General features: G+C 62.0%; 18 protein-coding genes. 15 read left to right on the forward strand and 3 right to left on the reverse strand.

Translation table 11 applies throughout. The annotated features are described in order from the left end of the window. Nucleotides 1–305: 305 nt before the first annotated feature. Nucleotides 306–779 (reverse strand): MarR family winged helix-turn-helix transcriptional regulator, encoded by a 474-nt coding sequence (locus tag ACLIRY_RS23240; protein WP_413207813.1) that lies wholly within the window; start codon nucleotides 777–779, stop codon nucleotides 306–308. A gap of 484 nt (nucleotides 780–1,263) precedes the next feature. Between ACLIRY_RS23240 and ACLIRY_RS23245 the strand changes: the two genes are divergently transcribed. From ACLIRY_RS23245 to ACLIRY_RS23295, 11 genes are all read left to right on the forward strand, one after another. Continuing rightward, nucleotides 1,264–2,460, forward strand: coding sequence for an amidase (locus ACLIRY_RS23245; protein ID WP_413207814.1), 1,197 nt, complete (start codon nucleotides 1,264–1,266; stop codon nucleotides 2,458–2,460). 39 nt (nucleotides 2,461–2,499) lie between these two features. Continuing rightward, nucleotides 2,500–3,783, forward strand: coding sequence for an aromatic ring-hydroxylating oxygenase subunit alpha (locus ACLIRY_RS23250; protein ID WP_413207815.1), 1,284 nt, complete (start codon nucleotides 2,500–2,502; stop codon nucleotides 3,781–3,783). A 13-nt stretch (nucleotides 3,784–3,796) separates the two neighbouring features. After that, a complete protein-coding gene (locus tag ACLIRY_RS23255; protein WP_413207816.1) occupies nucleotides 3,797–4,270 on the forward strand; it encodes an aromatic-ring-hydroxylating dioxygenase subunit beta in 474 nt (157 codons plus the stop codon). Then, nucleotides 4,270–5,232: a PDR/VanB family oxidoreductase gene (locus ACLIRY_RS23260; protein ID WP_413207817.1), complete on the forward strand. Its 963-nt coding sequence runs from the start codon at nucleotides 4,270–4,272 to the stop codon at nucleotides 5,230–5,232. Before ACLIRY_RS23255 ends, ACLIRY_RS23260 begins: the two co-directional genes overlap by 1 nt. A gap of 403 nt (nucleotides 5,233–5,635) precedes the next feature. Beyond that, nucleotides 5,636–6,691 (forward strand): TRAP transporter substrate-binding protein, encoded by a 1,056-nt coding sequence (locus ACLIRY_RS23265; RefSeq protein WP_413207818.1) that lies wholly within the window; start codon nucleotides 5,636–5,638, stop codon nucleotides 6,689–6,691. 58 nt (nucleotides 6,692–6,749) lie between these two features. Further along, nucleotides 6,750–7,301 (forward strand): TRAP transporter small permease subunit, encoded by a 552-nt coding sequence (locus ACLIRY_RS23270; RefSeq protein ID WP_413207819.1) that lies wholly within the window; start codon nucleotides 6,750–6,752, stop codon nucleotides 7,299–7,301. After that, the gene (locus ACLIRY_RS23275) at nucleotides 7,298–8,653 is read left to right on the forward strand and encodes a TRAP transporter large permease (RefSeq protein WP_413207820.1); all 1,356 of its coding nucleotides are present in this window, start codon (nucleotides 7,298–7,300) and stop codon (nucleotides 8,651–8,653) included. Before ACLIRY_RS23270 ends, ACLIRY_RS23275 begins: the two co-directional genes overlap by 4 nt. A 574-nt stretch (nucleotides 8,654–9,227) precedes the next feature. Then, a complete protein-coding gene (locus tag ACLIRY_RS23280) occupies nucleotides 9,228–10,409 on the forward strand; it encodes an acyl-CoA dehydrogenase family protein (RefSeq protein ID WP_413207821.1) in 1,182 nt (393 codons plus the stop codon). Nucleotides 10,410–10,455: 46 nt separating this feature from the next. Next, nucleotides 10,456–10,818: a hypothetical protein gene (locus tag ACLIRY_RS23285; RefSeq protein ID WP_413207822.1), complete on the forward strand. Its 363-nt coding sequence runs from the start codon at nucleotides 10,456–10,458 to the stop codon at nucleotides 10,816–10,818. 28 nt (nucleotides 10,819–10,846) lie between these two features. Next, nucleotides 10,847–11,623, forward strand: a complete 777-nt coding sequence (locus ACLIRY_RS23290; protein ID WP_413207823.1) for an SDR family NAD(P)-dependent oxidoreductase — start codon at nucleotides 10,847–10,849, stop codon at nucleotides 11,621–11,623. Between the two features lie 47 nt (nucleotides 11,624–11,670). Beyond that, on the forward strand, nucleotides 11,671–12,177 hold the full coding sequence (locus ACLIRY_RS23295; RefSeq protein WP_413207824.1) for a flavin reductase: 507 nt from the start codon (nucleotides 11,671–11,673) through the stop codon (nucleotides 12,175–12,177). On the opposite strand, the gene ACLIRY_RS23300 is transcribed toward ACLIRY_RS23295, so the two are convergent. Further along, entirely contained in the window at nucleotides 12,122–12,712 is a 591-nt protein-coding gene (locus ACLIRY_RS23300; protein ID WP_413207825.1) for a MarR family winged helix-turn-helix transcriptional regulator, read from the reverse strand. The two genes, ACLIRY_RS23295 and ACLIRY_RS23300, sit on opposite strands and share 56 nt — an antisense overlap. Before the next feature lie 218 nt (nucleotides 12,713–12,930). On the opposite strand from ACLIRY_RS23300, the gene ACLIRY_RS23305 reads away from it, so the two are divergent. The 4 genes from ACLIRY_RS23305 (at nucleotide 12,931) to ACLIRY_RS23320 (ending at nucleotide 16,636) form a co-directional block, all read left to right on the forward strand. Further along, nucleotides 12,931–13,959: a TRAP transporter substrate-binding protein gene (locus ACLIRY_RS23305; RefSeq protein WP_413207826.1), complete on the forward strand. Its 1,029-nt coding sequence runs from the start codon at nucleotides 12,931–12,933 to the stop codon at nucleotides 13,957–13,959. A gap of 4 nt (nucleotides 13,960–13,963) precedes the next feature. Further along, nucleotides 13,964–14,482, forward strand: a complete 519-nt coding sequence (locus ACLIRY_RS23310) for a TRAP transporter small permease (protein ID WP_413207827.1) — start codon at nucleotides 13,964–13,966, stop codon at nucleotides 14,480–14,482. Between the two features lie 26 nt (nucleotides 14,483–14,508). Continuing rightward, complete coding sequence (locus ACLIRY_RS23315; RefSeq protein WP_413207828.1) at nucleotides 14,509–15,795, forward strand: TRAP transporter large permease; 1,287 nt, start codon at nucleotides 14,509–14,511, stop codon at nucleotides 15,793–15,795. A 274-nt stretch (nucleotides 15,796–16,069) separates the two neighbouring features. After that, on the forward strand, nucleotides 16,070–16,636 hold the full coding sequence (locus ACLIRY_RS23320; protein WP_413207829.1) for a nuclear transport factor 2 family protein: 567 nt from the start codon (nucleotides 16,070–16,072) through the stop codon (nucleotides 16,634–16,636). Between the two features lie 207 nt (nucleotides 16,637–16,843). Here ACLIRY_RS23320 and ACLIRY_RS23325 read toward each other — a convergent pair whose 3' ends face one another. After that, nucleotides 16,844–18,127, reverse strand: a complete 1,284-nt coding sequence (locus tag ACLIRY_RS23325; RefSeq protein ID WP_413207830.1) for an FCSD flavin-binding domain-containing protein — start codon at nucleotides 18,125–18,127, stop codon at nucleotides 16,844–16,846. Nucleotides 18,128–18,140: the final 13 nt, after the last annotated feature.

Here is an 18,140-nt window from a genome sequence, read left to right on the forward strand (position 1 = left end):
CCTTTTTTCTGTCCCGCCCAACCCCTCTTCCGGTCCCCGAAGGAAGCGGTGGCACATCCGAAAATAATGCCAATTCAAGGAATTAAACAAAACCAGCCAGGGAGAAAACCCGGCCCCAACAAAACCACCGCTCCGTCGGGAGAGCGGGTTCTATAGGCCCAAACCCACCCCGTCAATCGGAAAAGATAAATTTTCTGAAATTTGTTTGCGACAGGGAATCAGGTCAACCCTCTGGCTAGAAAGGGTGGTTCCCCTGCTGGGGTGCGGGTCTCATTGCCTTCGATTCAACCTGCAGGTATCCCGCCTTAATCGGATAGATTTCCAAGCAGCAGGGCTAGGGTTTCATTCAATCGCCGAATCTGGGCTTCGCTCACGCCCTTGAACAACCGCTTGAACAGGTCCTTGGTCGACCCATTCACTTGGTCCACGACCTCCGCTCCCCGAGCGGTCAAACTCACCACGCTGATACGCCCATCGGATTCGGACTGGCGCACCAGAACAAGGCCCTCATCCTGCATCCGATAAACAATCTTGGTGATGGTAGGCAGTTTGCCGTGGGCCTCTTCCGCGATGCGCGAGATGCTCATCTCCCCATAAGCGCGCAGAAGCATGGCCACCCGCCAACGAGACACATCAAGGCCGACGACCTTCAGCTTCTTTTCCAACTCCAGCCCATACTTCGCATGCAGCCGGGTGATCCAATAGAAAGGGAACTCCGTCACTTCGAAGTCCTCGCCGCCGGGATAGTATTTGCTCGTCACCCGCTTTCCCGTCGCCATCCGTCCCTCTCTCCTTCCTGGCCGAATCTGGACCAAACCGAATCCTCCAGAGTCCGCTTGGAGCACGACCCGCACCGCTCTGCAAGAGAAGCCGGAGGACCCTAGAGCATCGAGCGGAAAAGTGGAAACCGGTTTTCCGCTCGATGCTCTAGCATTTGATCTAGAGGAATTCCCTGATGATCGGAATCACTTTCACATCCTGAATTTTTTCAGAATTTCAGTGATTTATAAAAAAAACCGGCAAAAAACACCTCGGTCTCCGCCCGCGACTCCCCTTGCCGCAGGCCAATGCCTGCCTGTTCTGCCCAATCTTGAGCCGGGTTTCTTTGACCAAAAGATGCCCCCATTTTTTATGAGGATAATAAGCTAAATCATTCTATTTGCGTGTAAATTTATTTTTGCCTTTTAGTTGACTTTTCAAGTGATTTTGGGGAACAATTTGATCGAAATCAAACGTCGGGACGCCTTCAGCTTCCCACCCTTCATGACCAGTTCGCTCCCCTTTGACGACCCGGCGGCGAACGCAATAGACGGGAAAAGGCCTTTGGATCAGGAGATTTTCAACGCGTGCTTCGTCCGCGCTGCGGACCTGGGCCCCGAAGCGGGGCGAACCTGGGCGGTAAAGGATACGATTGATATCGCAGGTCTTCCCACCCAGAGCGGATGTCGCGCCTTTGCCGAAACCCCGGCAGCCGAGGAGCACGCCACAGTGGTTCAATCCATTCTGACGGCGGGGGGACGGATCCTCGGCAAGACGACCCTGCACGAGCTGGCCTACGGCATGACCGGGATCAACGACTGGGCGGGCACGCCACCCAATCCTGCCTTTCCGGACCTGGTCCCCGGCGGTTCTTCAAGCGGATCGGCTGCGGCCGTGGCCGCCGGTTTGGTGGAGTTCGGCCTTGGCACCGACACGGGGGGGTCTGTCCGCATGCCTGCGGCCCACTGTGGCCTCTTCGGCCTGAAACCCACCTATGGACGGATCAGCCGCAAAGGTGTGGCGCCGACGGAGAGTTCCCTGGACTGCGTTGGCCCCATGGCCGCCACCATGGAGGGCCTGATCACCGCCATGGCCATGATGGACCCCACCTTCCTGCCGGAGGATCCGACCAACAGCACAATCCGCCTGGGGCTACCGAAGGTGGAGGCGAACCCAGTCATTCTCGCAGCCGTTGGCCGGGCCCTCGAAACTGCCGGCGCGGAGACGGGGGCCGTTTCGCTGCCTTCCCTTGAAGAGGCCTTCGCTGCGGGCCTGACCATCATCAATGCTGAGAACTGGCGCGCCTTCGGTGACATCGCCGACTCTGGTCTGCTGGGCCCCGACGTGGAGGCCCGCCTGAAGAAAGCCGCAGCGACCACGCCAGAGGCCGTCGCCAAAGCCGAGGGAATCCGGGCCCGTTTCACTGCGGAAGTCGATGCCGCCTTGGCCGGGGTCGACGCGCTCGCTCTGCCAACCCTGCCCAGTTTTCCCATGACCCTCGCCCAGGCGCGCGCGGGCAAGACCGACCTTCGGGCCTCCCTTCTGATCCGTCCGTTCAACTTGTCCGGCCACCCGGCCCTGGTCTTACCCCTGTCGCCCGCAGACGGCCAACCCGTCAGTCTGCAACTCATCGGTCGCAAAGGGGGTGAAGCCGCCCTTTGCGCCCTGGGACAGCGGTTGGCAACAACCCTGGGCCTGTAATCACCATTTTTTCGTCATCCCGAAACCGAGAGACGCACCATGACCGAGAACCATACTTGCCGTCGCAACGTCCCTGATGTGGATATTACCGGCCTTGTCCAAGAGGACCGGGTCCACTCCAGCCTCTATTCAGATCCGACAATTTTCCAAGCCGAACTGGACAAGGTTTTCAACAACACCTGGGTCTGGGTTGGCCATGAAAGCGAAGTTCCGGATACCGGAAGCTACAAAACCGCCCATATCGGCAAGCAACCGGTGATCGTCAGCCGGGACCGCAAGGGCGAGATCCATGTCTTGCTGAACCGCTGCCGCCACCGGGCCGCCACGGTCTGCGAGGGCAAACGCGGCAAGACCCGCAGCTTTGTCTGTCCCTACCACGGCTGGGGTTATGCGCTTGACGGGGAACTGCGCGCCATTCCCAAGGCCGATGAATACGACGGGGTCATGGACAAGAAGGATTTCCCCTTGGTCCGCGTGCGCCACGAAACCTACAACGGCATGATCTTCGCCACCCTGAAGGAGGACATGATCCCCCTGAGCGACTTCCTGGGCGGCGCGAAGAAGTGGATGGACCTGTTCATGAAGCAGGGGGGCGGCTACCCCATCAAGGTGCTGGGCGACCACCGCTTCCGCTTCCCCGGCAACTGGAAGATCCAGCTGGAGAACACCACCGATGCCTACCATTTCCCGGTGGTTCACAAGTCCTTCGTCAGTTCCCTGGACGCCCAGACCAGTCAGGTTTTCGACTTCCTCGACGGTGACGGCTTCGTCGAGGACCTGGGCAATGGCCATAGCGTCATGGTCATGATCCCCGAGTTGGTCGACCTGGAGGACAACCTGGATGCCCCCATCCCCGACCGGTTCAAGGACTTCGCCGCCGAACTGGCCAAGGAAGGCAAGGACGAAGCCGAGATCAAACGCCTCGTGCGGGCCGTCGGTGGGTCGGGTTTCAACCTCAACCTGTTCCCCAATGTTGCCTGCTCCATGGCCTTCTTCCGTGTCCTGCGTCCCATCTCGGTGGAGGAAACGGAAATCCACCATGTCGCAATCGGCGGTGATGGCGCTCCGGCCTCCTTCAACCAGTTGCGCATGCGTCTGCACGAACACTTCCAGGGCCCCATGGGTTTCGGCACGCCCGATGACGCGGAGGCCTGGGAACGGGTCCAGAAAGGCTCCTACGCCGGTCCCGACGAGTGGATCCTGGTCAACCGCGGACAAAGCAAACTGAAAACCAGCGCCGACGGCAATGTGGCCGGAGCCGTCTGCTCGGAAACGGGCATGCGTGCCGCCTACCGCAAATACCTCGCCATGATGACCGCCTAAGGAGCCGAAACAGATGAACGCCACTCTGAACGCCGTCACCGCCTTCATCAACACCGAGGCGGACATGCTGGACTTCCAGGAATACGAAGCTTGGTTGAACCTCTGGGACGAGGACGGCAGTTATGTCGTCCCCATCGACACCGAGACCGAGGATTACGCCAACAGCCTGAACTTCGCCTATGACAATGCGACCATGCGCCGCCTGCGCGTGAACCGTCTGATCAGTGGCGAGGCCGTCTCGACCCAGACCACGCCCAAGACCGTGCGCTCCCCTAGCCGCTTCCGGATCCTGGACGACGCGGATGACGTGGTCACCGTGCGCTGCGCCCAATTGCTCAGCGAGAACCGCCACGGCAATCTGCGCACCTATCCGTCCGACGTGACCTATAAACTGCGCCGCGAAGGAGACGGCTTCCGCATGGTCGAGAAGGTCGTGCGCTTGCTCAACGCAGACCACCACCTCTCCAGCATCGGATACATCCTCTGATGGAGGGGGGAGAAACCATCGACGTCGTGGTTCGCCGACGCGACGACCGGGCCGGGGGCACCATCGCCGTCCTCGAACTGGCCCGCCGCGACGGCGCCCCCCTGCCCGACTGGGCAGCGGGAGCCCATTTGGACTTGACCATCGCCGGGGATCTGATCCGTCCCTATTCCCTCTGCGGTATCCCCGGCGAAACCGGGTCCTACCGCCTGGGGATCCTGAATGACCCCGCCTCTCGGGGAGGATCCCAGGCGGTCCACGCCACCTTCACAGAGGGACTTGAGACCCAAATCTCGGCGCCGCGCAACCACTTCCCGCTGGACAACTCCGCCAAACACAGCGTTCTGGTTGGAGGGGGTATCGGCATCACGCCCATGCTCGCCATGGCCCATGCCCTGAAGGCAGCGGGACAGGCCTTCGAGGTGCACTATTGCGTCCGCACGCGGGAAAGCGCGGCCTTCCTCGACGAATTGGCCGCCACCTTTCCCAACGAAACCCACCTGCATTGTGACGATGGGGCTCCGGATCAACGCTTTGATCCGGATGGCGTCCTAAAGGCTGCGGGACCCGACGCCCACCTGTATGTCTGTGGCCCTGGCGGCTTCATGGATTGGGTAATCGACCGGGCCAAGTCAGCAGGACTCGACAAGGACCGGATCCACTTCGAGTACTTCAACGCCCAGATCGACACCCATGGTACCGCCTTCGAGGTCGTGGCAGCCCAAAGCGGCGTGACCGTCACCGTAGGTCCGGATGAAACCATCCTGGACGCCCTGGGCAAGGCGGGAATTAAGATCCCCAAATCCTGCCAACAGGGCGTTTGCGGAACCTGCCTTTGCGACTTGTTGGAGGGTGAACCGGACCATAAGGACAAGTTCCTGACAGACGAGGAGCGGGAGGACAACGACCAAATCATCACCTGTTGCTCCCGGGCGAAATCCCCTCGTCTGGTCCTCGACATCTAGCGGATTCGGTCCCTTTTGCCAGAGTGTTCCGAGATCAAATTGGACCATTCCGTGGCCTAACTTGGTCTCAAAGACACTCTAAATTTTAAGAATCAGAGAGAAACTGGGCCAGCTTGACGCAAGCCGTCCCAGTTTCTCTCTAGGTTATTTTCGCCCCCTTCGCGGACGCTGAAGGGGGTGCTTCCGCATGGCTTGAAATCGCCTTTTCCTCAGTAATTTTGTTGATTTACCGCAGTGCCCACAAAATTGACAATTCAAGTGATTGATGGAACGATTTGACCAGTCATTGAGCATTTCAAAGGGGAATTGCTCACAGGATTTGAAGAAAAGGCCTGCACAGATGGGCCATCGGTCAAACCAACCACCACCGGAACCACGCCCCCCTTACGTACTGGAGACACCCATGGGATCCTTCGCCTTCAAACGCCTCGCCACCATCGCCCTGACCGCCGCCACCCTGGGCGGCCTGACCCTATCCGCAGCTCGGGCCTCCGACTCCGTATCCCTGAGCGTTCAAAGCGCCTGGCCCTTGACCCTGCCCGCCAGCGGCCGGGACGCCCAACATTTCTCCGACACCCTGAACGCGGCCTCCGATGGCTCGATCAAAGTGAAGCTCTATTCTGCGGGCAAGCTGGTTCCCTCCCTGGAAATCTTCGATGCCGTCCGCAGCGGCTCCCTGGACGCCGGATACACCAGCCCCCTCTACGTGGCGGGCAAGTTCCCTGCGGTTCAACTTTTTGGTGGTGTTCCCTTCGGTCCGGACGCGGTGGAATACCTTGGCTGGATCTATAACGGGGGCGGTCTCGACATCTGGCGCGAGACCTATGCCAAACAAGGCGTGATGACCGTTCCCTGTGGCCTGATGGAACCCGAGGCCGGCGGTTGGTACAACAAGCCCATCGACAGCGTCAAAGACCTGGAGGGTATGAAAATTCGCTTTGCCGGATTGGCCGGGGAGGTGATGCAGAAGCTCGGCGCTTCGGTCGTGCTGCTTGCGGGCAGCGACATCTACCCCAGCCTGGAACGGGGCGTGATCGACGGCACGGAGTTCTCCATGCCAGCCATCGACAAGTCCGTGGGCTTCGACAAAGTGGCCAAATACTACTACCTCCCCGGCTGGCACCAGCCCGCTGCGATCAACGAACTGATCATCAACATGAAGAAGTGGAACTCCCTGACAGAGGCCCAGAAAACCCTGATCGAGACCACCTGCCGCGAGACCATGGTCTGGGGCGTGACCTCCACCTTCGCCGAGAACGCCCAAGCCATCGAGCAGTTCAAGGCTGCGGGCGTGGAGATCCGCTCTTTCTCGCCGGAACTCCTGGCTGCCTTCAAGGCCACCACCGAGGACGTCATGGCCGAACAGGCCGCAAAGACCCCCGAATTCGCCAAGGCCTGGGAATCCCTGTCAGCCTATCGGGCAGCCAATGCCGCCTGGGCTGACCAGCGCATCCAATAATCCTTCTCACTTGTACCAGGGACCAGATCGGCCCTGGCGGGTCGATCTGCGGAGAGAAATGATCGACTCCTTTCTTGCGTGTTTGGTCCGGTCCATTGACCGGACCACCACCACCATTGGCAAAGGGGCTGCCTTGCTCCTGCCCGTTCTGGTCGGTGTCATCGTCGTAAACGTGGCCCTGCGCTACGGCTTCAATCTCGGCTTGATCGAGTTGGAGGAACTTCAGTGGCACATCAATTGCGTTCTTGTTCTCTGTTGTCTCGCCTTCGCTTATTTGGGTGATTCCCATGTGCGGGTCGACATTTTCCATGCCCACTTCCGCATCCGGACCAAGGCCTGGGTCGAGGTTCTGGGGGGACTGTTCCTCCTGCTGCCCTTTGTCTTGGCCATTGGTGTCTTCGCCTGGGACAACTTCACCTATTCCCTCTCGCTGAACGAACGGAGCCCCATGCCCGGCGGCCTGCCCGCCCGTTACGTCATCAAGGGGGTCCTGGTGTTTGGCTTCGCGCTGCTCGGCCTTCAAGGCCTATCGGCCATTGGCCGCAACCTGCTGATCCTGCGGGGCATCACCCCGCCGCCCACCGGCGCTGTCGGGGAGGACCAGGCATGAGCACCGAGATCCTTTTCGTCGCGCTGATGTTCGTCAGCTTCATGGCCCTGTTATTCACGGGCTATCCCGTCGCCTTTGTCTTGGGCGGCGTGGGGGTGCTCTTCGCCCTCTTGGGCGACGCTCTGCCCCTGATGGGAATCGACAGCCTGCCGGTGGGCACCAACTTCCTGGGTTTTGCAACGGACCGGATCTTTTCCACCGTATCGAACTACAGCCTGGTCCCCATGGCCATGTTCGTCTTCATGGGCTACATGCTCGACCGGTCTGGCATCGCCGACCGGTTGCTTGATGCCCTATCGCTGGCCCTGAGACGGGTGCCTGGAGGCATGGCGCTGGCCGTGGTCCTGATCGGCGTGATCCTGGCGGCTTCCACCGGAATCATCGGCGCCTCGGTTATCCTGCTGGCCACCGTTGCCCTACCCGCCCTCTCCCGGAGCGGAACGAACCTCTCCCTCTCCCTGGGTTTGGTGGCCTCTTCCGGTTGCCTGGGAATCCTTATTCCTCCGTCGATCATGCTGATCGTCATGGGAGACCAGTTACGCCTCTCCGTGGGCGACCTGTTCATGGCGGCGGTCCTCCCGGGCCTGATGCTCTCCGGTCTCTATGTGCTTTTCGTTGTTGTTCTGGCCATTGTCAGACCGGATCTGGCCCCCAAGCCCCCGCGCCCGGAAGAGGGCGCCAGCACCGCCGAGGTTCTTCTTCAAGTGGGGCGCGCCCTGGTCCTGCCCCTGTTGCTGATGATCGCGGTTCTGGGGTCCATCTTCGCAGGCATCGCCTCGCCGACGGAGGCATCGGGCATCGGCGCCCTCGGCGCATCCCTTCTGGCGGCAGTGGATCGCAAGCTGAGCTGGAAGACCGTCAAAGACGTCTGCTTCGCCACGGCCAACACCAGCGCCTTCCTTTATGGCCTGATTTTTGGCGCCACCTGTTTCTCCGTGGTCCTGCGCGGATACGGCGGAGACGAGGTGATCGAGGCCGCATTCACGAGCCTGCCCCTGCCTCCCGAGGGGGTGCTCGGCCTGCTGCTGTTCATCGTCTTCCTGCTGGGCTTCTTCCTCGATTGGATGGAAATCGTGCTGATCGTCGCCCCCCTGACCGTCCCCGTGGTCACGGCCATGGGGTTCGACCCCCTTTGGGTGGCGATTCTCCTGGCGATGGTGCTGCAAACCTCCTTCCTGACTCCGCCTGTGGGCATGGCGCTTTTCTATGTCAAATGGACCGCCCCGCCAGGGACGCGCACCAGCCAAGTCTACAAGGGCGTCATCCCCTTCGTGGGCTTGCAGCTGTTGGCCGTGGCCCTGCTTTGGCTGTTCCCCGATCTGGCCCTCTGGCTGCCCGGGGCCTCCGGCTGAGAGGTCCCTTCCATGGGGCAGGGCTCGGACGACTCGATTCCCGGGTTTTTCCCGAATCTAGGTGATTTTTTTAAATGGCGGCTTTTCCGAGCCGCCATTTTCCCTGCTGAAATCCCATTGCCTCTCCGCTTTTTTTTGGCCAACTCCCCGCGCTGCAACATTAAATTTCTAAAACCATTTCAATTTAATACCGGAAATTTCAACGGAATGCTCTCGCACTTGCGAATAGTTTCGTTGATTCACGTCAAAAAAAATACTTCACTTTTCACGTTTTCTCCCTCAAGGTTGGCTTGCTTACGAGATGAGCACGATGTCGAGCGCGCCCATTTTCAAGGCAGGATCTCGATCCCGCCGAGAAAGGACCCACCGGGGTCCATCGGGTTCGCATCCCTTTTTCAACGGAGGGAAGAGTGCACAGGCAGCCCTAACGGGAGCCGGTTCCCATGATGGAATCGCCCCCACTGTCCGCCCACTCTTTCCGCGCCCCGCTTTCCCAACGGAAGCGCGACGCCCGATCCCCTGAGCGGGTGGGCGCACCCTTCCGCACGGAACGACACCAGGTGAGGAGAACACCATGAGTGCCCAGGCCGTCCCTCTCGCGTCCGCCCCTTCGGGCTCTATCGACTCCGCCCCTTCGGGCTCCATCGACAAAACCTCCGTCCTCTCGGAAATCCGCGCCCGCCGTGGCGAGTTTGAGGCCCAGCAACATGTGTCCCAGGACATCATCGAGAAACTGCAGGCCCTCGGCGTCTATCGCGCTTTCGTCCCCACCGAACTGGGAGGCGACGCGCTCTCTCCTTCGGACTTTTGCCGCCTGATCGAAGACATTTCCATTGCCGACGGATCCACCGGTTGGGTGGCCAGTTTCGGCGTCTCTGCCGCCTACCTCGCCGCCCTGCCCGTCCCCACCTTCCGCGAGATCTACGGGGCCTCGCCCGACACCGTCTTCGCCGGGGGCCTCTTCCCGGCCCAGGTGGCCAAACCCGTGGAGGGTGGCTATCTGGTCAATGGTCGCTGGAAGTACGGCAGTGGCTGCATGGGGGCCTCGCTCATCGGCGTGGGCATCGTCGTCCCCGGCGGTGACACAGGTGGCCTCCCCCGGATGGCCGTCATGCCCGCTGACAAGGTCCGCATCGAACCGAATTGGAACGTCATGGGCATGGTCGCCACGGGTAGCCATGATCTGGTCGTCGAGAACGTGGTGGTCCCCGAAGACTGGACTTTCATCCGGGGTGGCAAGCCCAATCTGGACCAGCCGATCTATCGCTATCCCGCCCTGGCCCTCGCCTCCCAGGTTCTGGCCGTCGTCGGCCTGGGTGTCGCCCGCTCTGCCCTGGAAACCTTCGCCGAGCTAGCCGGTCCCCGTCCCGGGATCACCGGTGCTCCGGGCCTTGCCGACCGGGCCTACGTCCAGTCGGGTCTGGCAAAAGCCGAGGCCAATCTGCGCTCCGCCCGAGCCTTCTTCTACGAGGCCACGGATGAAGCCTGGGAGGTCCTGACCCGGGGCGATGAGCTGACCCGGCAACAGACCGGTGCCCTGCGCCTGGCTGCCACCAACGCTGCCCATGTGGGGGCCGAAGTCACCCGATCCGCCTTCGCCCTGGCGGGCACCCCCAGCATCATGGTGGGCCACCCCCTGCTGCGCCTGCTGAATGACGCCACGGTGGTCGCCCAACACGCCTTCCTGGGCGAGGGAACCTGGCAGAGCGCGGGACAGGTCCTTCTGAACCTCCCCTCCCAGCCCGGTTATCCCTGATCCCGCCACGCTCCCGTTTCCAAGACACCGAAAGGACCATAATTCCATGAGCACCGACTCCCCCAAGAAGATCCGCGCCCTTTTCTGCATCGCCGTGCAGCAGAATTTCTTCGACCTGCCCGCCGCCGAGATCGGCACCGTCTGGCAGGCCTTCAGTGCCATGATGAGCGGCATCGCCAAACTGCCCGGTGTGACGATCCTGGGCACCCTGGACGATGACGAGACCATGGTGGGAACCTCGCCCAACGGCTGGCCCTGGACCTGCTACATCATGGCTGACATCCCCGACCGGGACACGGCTGTTGCTGCCTGCAACCTGTTCCGCACCACGCCCGTGGGGGACTACCGTCTGTGGAAGTACTGCCGCGTCGAGGCCCGCCTGGGTCGCGAACTGGTGATTCCCGATTAAGTCCCCAGACCGGAACAGGAGAAAAGCCATGTCCCATCCCTCGCCCCTCGCCTCGCCGCCTTCCCAGCCCCATTCCGCGCTAGTGACCGGCGGCGGCCATGGCCTGGGAGAGGCCGTGTCCCGGGCGCTCCATGCCGCCGGGTTCCGGGTCGCCATCGGCGACCTGGACCTGACCGCCGCACAGGCCGTGGCCGCCGACCTGGATCCCACCGGGAAAACGGCCCATGGCTTGGCGTTCGATGCGCGCGAACAGGCCTCATTCGAGCAGGCCCTCGTCCTCATGACCGACCTGTGGGGCGGGGCTCAAGTCCTGGTCAACAACGCCGCCATGACCGTGGCCCGCCCCGTGCTGGATATTCCACCCGAGGAATTTGACGCGGTCATGGCCGTAAATCTGCGCGGCACCTTCCTTGGATGTCAGGTGTTCGGTCGCTCATTCCGGGACAAGGGATATGGGCGAATCGTCAACATGGCCTCCCTCGCGGGGCAGAACGGCGGTACCGCCACGGGCGCCCACTACGCCATTTCAAAGGGAGGAATCATCACCCTGACCAAGGTCTTTGCCCGGGATTTGGCGTCCCATGGGGTCACGGTCAATGCCATTGCACCGGGTCCCCTGGACCTGCCCTCGGTCCGCCGCACCGTCCCCGAGGACAAGCTTCCCGGCCTGATCCAGAACATTCCAGCAGGTAGCCTGGGTGATCCGACCTTCGTCGCCCACATGGTCGCCCAACTGGCCGGACCGGACGCCGGCTTCGTCACCGGCGCCACCTGGGACATCAACGGTGGCCTGTTCATGCGCTGACCACCGCCAACGCACCCTCCGTATCCCCCAGAAGAAAGAAGACTGCGATGACCGTTAGCCAGGAAGAGTTCCGCACCGCCATGAGCCGATTGGGCGCCGCGGTCACCCTCGTAACCACCGATGGCTCGGCAGGCCGCCATGGCATCACCGCATCGGCCGTCTGCAGCGTCACGGACTCGCCGCCCACGGTTCTGGTTTGTGTCAACCGGGCGTCGGGCGCCCACCAGATCTTCAAGGACAATGGCGTGTTCTGCGTCAATGTCCTGGCCCCCGATCACCGGGATCTGGCCATGGCCTTTGCCGGAAAACTGCCGCCGGAAGAGCGCTTCGCCGCCGAAGGCTGGTCAGCCCTGTCGAGTGGCGCCCCCGTGCTCGAAGCCGCAACCGTGGCCCTGGACTGCCGCCTGGATCAGGTGACCGAGGCGGGCACCCATAGCGTCCTCTTTGGCGCCGTGATCGGCACCCGTTTGGCGCAGGAGGCCGAGGGGCTCGTCTACTTCAATCGGGACTTTCACTCTCTCGGCTCTTCCGCCGCGCCGTCTTCGGCGTCTTGAGAGAAGCCTGATCCCAATGGCCGGAGGGATGGAGATTATGGAATACGGTTTCAAGCAAACCGTTGATGACCGCGATATCGGGGTGGTTCAACCCCGTGAACGCGCGGGAATAAATAACCTTCACCTCCCGCCACGCCCGGCGCCGCGCGTCTTGCCCCTGGTCGGTCAAGGTCACCTCGGTGACCCGGGCGTCCGTCTCGCTGGGACGGCAGGTGACCAGTCCGTCGGCCTGCATGCGCTGAATGATCTTGGTCATGGTCGAAAGCTTGACGATGGCATGCTCGGCAATCTCGCTGACACTCGCCGTCTTCCGCTCGTACAGAGCCATCAGGACCCGCCAGCGGGGAACGTCCAAGCCAATCGGCTTCAGCGCCAATTCGATGTTCTGGAAGTACCGGCCCGTCACCCGGGTGATCCAATAGAAGGGCCAGTCGGCCATGCGAAAAGGGGGATCCACGTCCACAGCATCCTGCGGGCCCCCAGGCCTGATGGGGTCCGCGGTCCCGTCACCGCTCATGTCGTCTGTCCGTGCCATGCTTGTTCCGAATGCGCGCCGCTCGAAACCCCGGTCACCACGACCAGCGCCAGCACCCGCGCGTTTTCCGGTAGTCGTCCCTTTTCCTGGAAAAATCAACGACTTTTCGTCGGTCCATCCCGTCACCCCGTCAAACCAGCGACCCGACGGCCCAACCCGTCCGGGGGGTCCCCCACCCCCTCCCTCTTTCCCCACCCTTTCACGCATGGGAGTGCAGCATGAAGATCTCGCCTCACGTCGCCTTGGCCAGTCTGGCCTTAGCCTCCTCTCTGGTCCTTGGTGCTCCGGCCCAGGCCGAGACTGTCACCATGGCCAACTGGCTGCCCCCGAGCCATCCTCTCGTCAAGGACGTTCTGGTGCCCTACGCGGAGGATATCGCCAAGGTCACCGAGGGCCGGGTCTCCGTCAATGTCCTGCCCAGCCCACTGGGTCCACCGCCGATCCACTTCGATCTGGCTGTCAATGGCGTCGCCGACATCACCTATGGCTGCCAGGGCTACACCCCGGGCCGGTTCAAGACCCCTAGCTTGGCCGAACTGCCGTTCCTGGGAGACAGCTCCGAGGCCGTGTCCGTAGCCTATTGGCGGGTGTTCGATAAGACCCTGCGCAAAGCCGGTGAATATGACGAGGTCAAGGTCCTGGGTGTCTTCGTCCATGGTCCGGGGGAATTGTTCACCAAGGGCCGGGACCTGTCCGACCTGTCGAACCTCTCTGGCGCCAAACTGCGCATCGGTGGATCCGTGGCCCCCGACGTGGCTACCGCCCTTGGCGCCGTGCCGGTGCAGAGCCCCTCCTCCAAGGCCTACGAGCTGCTCAAGGGCGGCATCGTCGATGGCATCTTGTTCCCCTTCGAATCCGTCGCGTATTTCAAGCTGATCGACCTGCTCGACCAGGGGGTGACCGTACCGGGCGGGCTCTATAACACCTCGTTCTTCGTGGTCATGAACAAGGCCAAGTGGGAGGCCCTGTCCGACGCGGACAAAGCGGCCATCGACGCGATTTCCGGCGAGGCCCTGGCCCGCCGCGCGGGCAAGGTCTGGGATGCCGTGGACGCCAAGGGGCGCGCCGACATGGAGGGCAAGATCGCCGTCCGCGCCGCCACCGAGGCCGAGGTCGGCTCCCTGACCAAACTGCTGGAGCCCGTCGTGACAAAGCATTTGGCGAATGTGTCGGCCACCGGCATTGATGGTGCCGCCGCCCTGGCGGATCTCCGGGCCGAGGTCAAGGCCGTGGAAGCGGGGCAATAATCCGATGCCCGGGCACCCCCAAGCCCCCCACGACCAGTCGGCGCCCTCCCGGGCGTCGGCACTTTTCCGTCATGTCCTGGGTGGGATCTGCGCCCTGTTACTCCTGGCCATGATGGCCTTGACCCTGGCCGACGTGGTGGGCCGGTACCTATTCTCCGCCCCGCTCTCCGGCGCAGGAGAGCTGACGGAGCTGCTCCTCGCTGCGGTGATCTTCATCGGCTTGCCTGCTGTCTGCCTGGACGATGGCCATGTCACGGCAGATCTGGTCGTGGATCGCCTGCCCCGGGCCATACAACCGGCCCGCCGGGTTCTGGTCACCCTGACCTCTGCCCTGGTGCTGGGCGTCATCGCCTGGCGCCTGGCTGTCCACGGAGTGAAGCTGATCGGATACGGAGAGGCGACCTTGTTCCTCCATATCCCCATCTGGCCCCTGGCCCTGGGAACCGCCTTTTGCACGGGTCTGTCCGCCCTGGTGGTTCTGGCCAATCTGTTCCCCCGCCCTCCCTCGTCCGGCGGGGCGTAAATGTATTCCAACCGGAGAGGTTTCCGATGGACTGGCCCTTAGGTATCGCCGTTTTGATCGCCCTCATGCTCGTTGGGCTTCCCATCACCTTTGCCCTGACCCTCGTGGGAACAGTGGGGGTCATGACGATTATCGGACCGGAACCGGCCCTGTCCCTGCTCGCCCAGACTTTTTTCGACAACAGCCGGGATTATTCCCTCTCCGTCCTTCCCCTGTTCCTGATGATGGGCAATTTCGTCGTCCAGTCCGGCATTGCAGAAGACCTTTACAAGGCCGCCCACGCCTGGCTCCGCCATGTGCGGGGTGGGTTGGCCATCGCCACGGTCCTGGCTTGCGGCGGGTTCGCCTCGGTCTGCGGCAGCTCCCTGGCCACTGCGGCGACCATGTCCAAGATCGCCCTCCCCTCCATGCGGCGCTTCGGCTATCCGGACGGCCTGGCGACGGCCTCCATCGCGGCGGGGGGCACCCTGGGGATCCTCATCCCACCGTCTGTCCTGCTCGTCTTCTACGGCATCATGACCCAACAGGATATCGGCAAGCTATTCCTGGCGGGCATCCTGCCCGGCTTGCTTGGGGTCCTGGGATACGTCCTGGCGGTGGTGTTCTCGGTCCGCATGGGGCGCAACGAGATCCCCAAGGAGGACCGCCTGCCCCTCCGCGACCGTCTCCTCGCCCTGCGCGGCGTCATCGGAGCACTGGTGCTGTTCGCCTTCGTCATGGGCGGCATTTATCTGGGTGTCTTCACCACCACGGAAAGCGCGGGTATGGGCGCGGCGGGCGCCTTCCTTTTGACCGTTCTGCACCGGAAGCTGACCTGGGAGATGACCCTTCGGACCCTGTTCGACACGGCCAAAACCACAGCGATGATGTTTTTCATCCTCTTTGGCGCCCTGGTCTTCAGCAACTATGTGAACCTGTCGGGCATGACCCGAGATCTGCAGACCCTGCTGGAGACCTTCGGCACCGGCCCTTTGACCATCATCCTCCTGATGTTGGCCCTCTACATCGTTCTTGGGGCCGTGTTGGAGAGCCTGTCCATGATCCTTCTGACCGTCCCCATTTTTTACCCGGTGGTGGAAGCAGCAGGCCTGGATCTGATCTGGTTTGGCATTTTCGTCGTCGTCGCCACCGAGATCAGCTACATCACCCCGCCCGTTGGCATGAACGCCTTCGTTCTCAGGGCCGTTACCGGGGATGTGTCCCTCCGCACCATTTTCTCGGGCCTTATTCCCTTCGTCGCGATGGATTTGGTCCGCATCGGCCTGATCATCGCCCTTCCCGGAATCGCCCTGCTGATTCCTTCGACCATGTAATACCCAGGTGCGGTGAGTTTGCCTCACCGCACCTAGAGCGGAATGAGGAAAAGTGTATGCGGTTTTCCGTCTCATTCCGCTCTAACTATATGATTTAGATCACGTTTATGAAATCAGGTCGGACAGACCTGATTTCATCGTGATCTAGGAAGCGGCCAAGTGGCCGCCGCGCCTTATGGCGCGTAAAAGCCCGCCTGGCGTTTGAACGCAAAAAAAGCAGCGTGGGTTTCAACCCGCGCCGCTTGGTACAACCCTTAGAGAGGAGACGTCCTCAGTGACCGACAGCCCCCAACCAACCGATATCGCCGCCCTCGTCCGACGCATCGAGGTCCTGGAAGCCGAAGCGGATATCCGCCGTCTCCAGGCCCGCTATATGTTCCTCTGTGACACCCCTTTGCCGGAATACGGCGTCGAAGACGATGCCGGACGCATTGACCGGATCATGGCGCTGTACACGGAAGACGCCGTTTGGGAAGGCGTTGGGGAATATTATGAGGGCCAATTCGGCAAGGCCGTCGGAGCGGCCGCCATCCGCAAGCATTTCGAATCCTTCTGGGGAGAAAAGAAGGATCCCGCCTTGCTCCTGAATTGCCATTACCTGACCTCGGAACAGATCCAGGTCCATGGCCAGACCGCCGAGGGTCAGTGGGTGCATATGCAACCCTGGCTATTCTCCGACGGCAAGGCCCTGCTGCGCTCTTCCCGGCTGAACAATGCCTTCCGCTTGGAACCCAATGGGGTCTGGAAGATCACCCGCACCCGCACGGAGAATGTGTTCATCGCCCCTCTCCCCTCCGGGTGGGCGTCCGACTATCCATCCAAGTCAGTTCTCATGAAATAACACCAAAAGTGTGATCCGCCGGGGATGTTTTCCCGTCATGGGGCAAAAAAAATGGGGGTTTGGGGGCATTGGCCCCCAAATGGGCTTGGGCAATCGCCCAAAAAGCATAAGACACTGTCGTGTACCGTGGGTGTGATCCCCTCCGGGTCGCATTCCCTGCATTTCTCTTCGGGATAAACCGCAAAGGACATGCCCGTCGGTTTTGCCTCACCCGTAGCCGAACATGTCCGAGACGATGGCGGCATACCAAGCCGCAGCCTCCTCGGCGTTGGCGCGGCGGACGTCCGGACTTTCTCCGGGTTGGCTGAGGACATGGTGGGTGGCCGTGATCCGCCCATCGAGCGGGGCGTACCGCCCCCCCTCCTTCACCGCATCGTTTTCCTCGATCACGCTCCAGCAGGTGTTGGCGTAGCTGGCGGGAGACCGCGCCCTTTCCGTCAGATCGGCGAGTACCGCCAGCGCCGCCACCTGGGCTTGACTGTTGGCGGCAAAGGCACCCTTGGGCATGTCCCCGGCAATGGCGGAATCCCCCAGAACGTAAATCCCCGCGTCCACCCTGGAGCGCATCGTCTCGGCCTCAATCGGGCAAAAGCCCGTCCCATCGGCCAGCCCCGCGTCTCTTGCGATGCCTCCCGCCCGTTGGGCCGGGATCAGGGTGAGCAAATCCCCCTCGAAGGTATCGAAATCCGTTTCAACAGAGCCTGCGACCACATCCACCCCGATCACGCCGCCATGGACTCCCGGCCCATACCATTCGATCATGCCGGGGTAGAGGGTACTCCACCCCTCGTCGAACAGGCGTTGCTTGGGGAAGGACGGTTTGGGATCGAGGATAATAATCCGCGTGTTCGAAAACCCCTTGGCCTTGAACAGATGGGCCATCATCGATGCCCGCTCATAGGGGGCTGGCGGACAGCGGTAGGGGTTGGGCGGCGGGACCATGATCACCGTCTGGCCGTCTTCCACCGCATCCAGCTTTGCCTTCAGCAAGCGGAGTTGCTCGCCTCCCCTCCAGGCGTGGGGAGCGACCTGGGCCGCCTCCTCCGAATAACCCGGAAGGGAGTCATACATCATATCGATCCCCGGTGAGAGGATCAGCCGGTCATAGGGCACCCGCTCGCCCCCCTCCAGCACCACCATCCGGGCGTCGCGGTCGATGGCCGTGGCGGAGGCTGTCACCGTCTTGATGCCAAAGCGGGAGTGAAGCTGGTCGTAGTCATGCACCAGGGTCTCCAGGGATTGAAGCCCCCCAAGATAATGATTGGAGAAAAAGCAGGAGGTATAGCGCGCGGAGCGCTCGATCAGGGTGACATCCACCGCCCCTTGGGACAGCTCCGCGACACGGCGGGCGGCGGAGGCTCCGCCCGCACCACCGCCCAACACGACGACCCGGGGTTTGCCCGCCGCCCGGGCCAGCCGGGACCGCAGCGCCCCCACAGACAGGGCCGCCAGGGTCCAGCGACCCAAGGTCCGGCGTGTGATCTTGGTCATGGTTTGCCCCCCT

Origin of the sequence: Rhodospirillum sp. A1_3_36, from assembly GCF_047263945.1 — a bacterium.
Taxonomy (GTDB): domain Bacteria; phylum Pseudomonadota; class Alphaproteobacteria; order Rhodospirillales; family Rhodospirillaceae; genus Rhodospirillum.

What these genes read in the sequence shown, in the direction of transcription:
- ACLIRY_RS23240 (WP_413207813.1), bottom strand. Translation starts at nt 779, where the DNA reads ATGGCGACGGGAAAGCGGGTGACGAGCAAATACTATCCCGGCGGCGAG.
- ACLIRY_RS23245 (WP_413207814.1), top strand. Translation starts at nt 1,264, where the DNA reads ATGACCAGTTCGCTCCCCTTTGACGACCCGGCGGCGAACGCAATAGAC.
- ACLIRY_RS23250 (WP_413207815.1), top strand. Translation starts at nt 2,500, where the DNA reads ATGACCGAGAACCATACTTGCCGTCGCAACGTCCCTGATGTGGATATT.
- ACLIRY_RS23255 (WP_413207816.1), top strand. Translation starts at nt 3,797, where the DNA reads ATGAACGCCACTCTGAACGCCGTCACCGCCTTCATCAACACCGAGGCG.
- ACLIRY_RS23260 (WP_413207817.1), top strand. Translation starts at nt 4,270, where the DNA reads ATGGAGGGGGGAGAAACCATCGACGTCGTGGTTCGCCGACGCGACGAC.
- ACLIRY_RS23265 (WP_413207818.1), top strand. Translation starts at nt 5,636, where the DNA reads ATGGGATCCTTCGCCTTCAAACGCCTCGCCACCATCGCCCTGACCGCC.
- ACLIRY_RS23270 (WP_413207819.1), top strand. Translation starts at nt 6,750, where the DNA reads ATGATCGACTCCTTTCTTGCGTGTTTGGTCCGGTCCATTGACCGGACC.
- ACLIRY_RS23275 (WP_413207820.1), top strand. Translation starts at nt 7,298, where the DNA reads ATGAGCACCGAGATCCTTTTCGTCGCGCTGATGTTCGTCAGCTTCATG.
- ACLIRY_RS23280 (WP_413207821.1), top strand. Translation starts at nt 9,228, where the DNA reads ATGAGTGCCCAGGCCGTCCCTCTCGCGTCCGCCCCTTCGGGCTCTATC.
- ACLIRY_RS23285 (WP_413207822.1), top strand. Translation starts at nt 10,456, where the DNA reads ATGAGCACCGACTCCCCCAAGAAGATCCGCGCCCTTTTCTGCATCGCC.
- ACLIRY_RS23290 (WP_413207823.1), top strand. Translation starts at nt 10,847, where the DNA reads ATGTCCCATCCCTCGCCCCTCGCCTCGCCGCCTTCCCAGCCCCATTCC.
- ACLIRY_RS23295 (WP_413207824.1), top strand. Translation starts at nt 11,671, where the DNA reads ATGACCGTTAGCCAGGAAGAGTTCCGCACCGCCATGAGCCGATTGGGC.
- ACLIRY_RS23300 (WP_413207825.1), bottom strand. Translation starts at nt 12,712, where the DNA reads ATGGCACGGACAGACGACATGAGCGGTGACGGGACCGCGGACCCCATC.
- ACLIRY_RS23305 (WP_413207826.1), top strand. Translation starts at nt 12,931, where the DNA reads ATGAAGATCTCGCCTCACGTCGCCTTGGCCAGTCTGGCCTTAGCCTCC.
- ACLIRY_RS23310 (WP_413207827.1), top strand. Translation starts at nt 13,964, where the DNA reads ATGCCCGGGCACCCCCAAGCCCCCCACGACCAGTCGGCGCCCTCCCGG.
- ACLIRY_RS23315 (WP_413207828.1), top strand. Translation starts at nt 14,509, where the DNA reads ATGGACTGGCCCTTAGGTATCGCCGTTTTGATCGCCCTCATGCTCGTT.
- ACLIRY_RS23325 (WP_413207830.1), bottom strand. Translation starts at nt 18,127, where the DNA reads ATGACCAAGATCACACGCCGGACCTTGGGTCGCTGGACCCTGGCGGCC.